This is a genomic window from Bacillus sp. AFS040349 (assembly GCF_002577655.1).
Classification (GTDB): Bacteria; Bacillota; Bacilli; order Bacillales; family Bacillaceae; genus Metabacillus.
The window spans coordinates 1-2,051 of the sequence record NZ_NUMC01000002.1 but is presented as its reverse complement, the minus strand read 5'-3'; the positions used below and the strand labels follow the sequence as shown (position 1 = coordinate 2,051).

General features: G+C 35.2%; 2 protein-coding genes. Both read left to right on the top strand.

Annotated features, from left to right (window positions below):
• The first annotated feature begins 92 nt into the window (after positions 1 to 92).
• On the top strand, positions 93 to 1,133 hold the full coding sequence (locus tag COD11_RS00195) for an IS1595 family transposase (RefSeq protein WP_098794757.1): 1,041 nt from the start codon (positions 93 to 95) through the stop codon (positions 1,131 to 1,133).
• 51 nt (positions 1,134 to 1,184) lie between these two features.
• The gene (locus COD11_RS00190) at positions 1,185 to 1,982 is read left to right on the top strand and encodes an aminoglycoside adenylyltransferase domain-containing protein (protein ID WP_098794756.1); all 798 of its coding nucleotides are present in this window, start codon (positions 1,185 to 1,187) and stop codon (positions 1,980 to 1,982) included.
• The last annotated feature ends 69 nt before the right edge of the window (positions 1,983 to 2,051 follow it).

The following is a 2,051-nucleotide window of genomic DNA, read 5'->3' as shown; positions in this document are numbered from 1 at the left end:
AGCTATGTTAAATAACTCTGTTGATATTTGATTATAACGAACCCTTGTTCTATAATGAATTTGTAAAATTAAACGATATGGAGTTGGCAAGGATGGCATTGAAGGACATTATCGAAGAAATTAGAAAGTTGAGTACGGGAGACCAATACCGACTAAAAGAGTTCTTTACTAAATCTTTGGCTTCCTATTCCGCAAGTGAACCTGTTTTTAAAGAGGTTTCAGAGCGGAAGCATAAAGATGGATTTACTTGTTCTCATTGCCATTCCAATAACTCCGTTCGTTTCGGTAAGTATAATGTGAAAATGGGTAGCCGTACATTGGAACGACAACGATACCGCTGCAAAGATTGTGGAAAGACTTTTACTGATGTGACGAATACGCCTCTTCATCGTACTCATCTTCCTCACAAATGGTTGGAGTTCGTTCAGTGTATGATAGAAGGCTATTCACTGCGTAAATCGTCAGAGCTTTTAGAAGTTCATTATGTAACTTTATTTTATTGGAGGCATAAGCTCCTTTCAGCCATTAAAAAGATGGATTTTGACCAATTCGAAGGTATTGTGGAAATGGACGAGACTTATTTTCTCTACTCGGAAAAAGGGAAACGTAAAGTGGAAGGACGAAAAGCTCGAAAACGTGGAGGTTCGTCTTCTCAACGGGGTATCAGCAAAGAACAAGTCTGTGTTCTTGTTGCAAGAGACCGTCAGAAGGTAACATACTCGAAAGTAGTTGGTCAGGGTCGGATTATAAAAACTCGTTTGGAAGAAGCTATTGGGTCTAAACTTTCCTCTTCCAATGTTCTTTGTACTGATGCTTGGCGGGCATTTATGACCTACGCAAAAGAAAAAGGACTTGAACATTATAGATTTAAATCAGATGGTAAGGAACGGGTCCGTGGTGTTTATCATATTCAAAATGTAAATAGTTATCACAGTCGTTTAAAAGGCTGGTTAAATCGATTTAATGGTGTGGCTACAAAATACCTCGACCATTATTTGAGTTGGTTTCAATTTCTCGACCAAATCAAACATCGAAATGACGACACAACTGTTAGTAAGATGATTGTTGAAAGTAGCCTGTTTTCAATTGATGTCACCTATGATAAATTGCGTTTATCACAATTTTCATTATGAAAATCAAACGATGTACCGAAGGTGAGATAGGAAAAAAAGGGGTAGTAATAGATGGTTTATAATTTGAAATCAAGTTCATTCGATACAAATGATTTTATTTTCAACCTGCAAAAAGGGATTTCAGAAATAATCAAAGATGATTTAATTGGTATCTATATCCACGGTTCCTTAGCAATGGGAGGATTTAATCCGAACAGTAGTGATATTGATGTATTGGTCGTTACAAACAAGTCGATGACAGTTGAAACTAAAAGGAAATTAGCAAAGCTCTTATTAATGCATTCTAGTTCCCCATTTCCTGTTGAAATTAGTTTCCTGAATACTGAACAATTAAAGGTCTGGCAGCATCCTTGCCCATTTGATTTTCATTATAGTGAATTTTGGAGAGAACGATATGCAAATGATTTATTAAGTGGAACAGACAAATTTTTGAATGGTGATGTTAATACCGATGCAGATTTAGCAGCTCATATTACCATCACTAATAAAAGAGGGGTTTGTGTATATGGTAAATCTATTGATGAAGTTTTTCCTTTAGTTCCATCCTCAGATTATCTATCATCAATAATGGGTGATTTCACGGATTGTTTAGAAAATATCGAAGAAGACCCAATTTACTGTACGCTAAATTTGATTAGAGTTTATTGGTACCTAAAAGAAGGTGTTATTTCTTCAAAGCAAGAAGCTGGTAACTGGGGGTTATCTACACTTCCCAAAGAGATAAAAAACACCGTTGAAAAAGTGGTTAAATGTTATTCAAATGATAAAGATACTTATAGTTTTGAGAAAGATGAACTGGTATTCTTAAAAAACTACATTTCAAACGATGTAAAGAAATTATTGAACTAACAAGGGAACTCCTTAATACTGAAGTCCCCTCGTTTATATTAAAAATCAACATTATTGTTTAACATAGCT

What these genes read in the sequence shown, in the direction of transcription:
- COD11_RS00190 (WP_098794756.1), top strand. Translation starts at nt 1,185, where the DNA reads ATGGTTTATAATTTGAAATCAAGTTCATTCGATACAAATGATTTTATT.
- COD11_RS00195 (WP_098794757.1), top strand. Translation starts at nt 93, where the DNA reads ATGGCATTGAAGGACATTATCGAAGAAATTAGAAAGTTGAGTACGGGA.